The sequence below is a fragment of the Streptomyces sp. NRRL WC-3626 genome (assembly GCF_000718785.1).
Taxonomy (GTDB): domain Bacteria; phylum Actinomycetota; class Actinomycetes; order Streptomycetales; family Streptomycetaceae; genus Streptomyces; species Streptomyces edwardsiae.
Window position 1 is genome coordinate 1 of sequence record NZ_JOCA01000049.1, and the last position, 1,177, is coordinate 1,177.

1 protein-coding gene is annotated in these 1,177 nt (G+C 64.1%); it reads right to left on the minus strand.

The genetic code is table 11. The features are described from left to right. On the minus strand, window positions 1–1,177 hold a 1,177-nt coding region (locus IF28_RS0135730), incomplete at both ends, for a cbb3-type cytochrome c oxidase subunit I (protein WP_030229569.1).

The following is a 1,177-nucleotide window of genomic DNA, read 5'->3' on the forward strand; positions in this document are numbered from 1 at the left end:
CCCAGCCAGTGCTGGACGAGGAAGGTGCCGTGGAAGCCGGTGAACAGCGTCCAGAAGGTGATCTTGCCGAGGCGTTCGTCGAGCATCTTGCCGGTGAACTTCGGCCACCAGAAGTGGAATCCGGCGAACATCGCGAACACCACCGTGCCGAAGACCACGTAGTGGAAGTGCGCCACCACGAAGTACGAGTCCGACACGTGGAAGTCCAGCGGCGGCGAAGCCAGGATGACACCGGTCAGACCACCGAAGGCGAAGGTGATCAGGAAGCCGGTCGCCCACAGCATCGGCGTCTCGAAGGACAGACTGCCCTTCCACATGGTGCCGATCCAGTTGAAGAACTTCACACCGGTCGGCACCGCGATCAGGAAGGTCATGAAGGAGAAGAACGGCAGCAGCACACCGCCGGTCACATACATGTGGTGCGCCCACACCGTCACCGAGAGACCGGCGATCGCGATCGTCGCGCCGATCAGGCCCATGTAGCCGAACATCGGCTTGCGGGCGAAGACCGGGATGATCTCGGAGACGATGCCGAAGAACGGCAGGGCGATGATGTACACCTCGGGATGTCCGAAGAACCAGAACAGGTGTTGCCAGAGCAACGCCCCGCCGTTGGCCGAGTCGAACACATGCGCACCGAACTTGCGGTCCGCCTCCAGGGCGAACAGCGCGGCGGCCAGCACCGGGAAGGCGAGCAGGACCAGCACACCGGTCAGCAGCACGTTCCAGGTGAAGATCGGCATGCGGAACATCGTCATGCCGGGCGCGCGCATGCAGATGATCGTGGTGATGAAGTTGACCGAGCCGAGGATGGTGCCGAAGCCGGAGAAGGCCAGACCCATGATCCACATGTCGGCGCCGATGCCCGGCGAGCGGACCGCGTCCGACAGCGGCGAGTAGGCGAACCAGCCGAAGTCGGCCGCGCCGTCCGGGGTCAGGAAGCCGCCGACCGCGATCAGCGAGCCGAACAGGTACAGCCAGTAGGCGAACATGTTCAGCCGCGGGAACGCCACGTCGGGCGCGCCGATCTGCAGCGGCATGATCCAGTTCGCGAAGCCGGCGAACAGCGGCGTCGCGAACATCAGCAGCATGATCGTGCCGTGCATCGTGAACGCCTGGTTGAACTGCTCGTTCGACATGATCTGCAGGCCCGGACGGGCCAGCTCGGCACGCATCA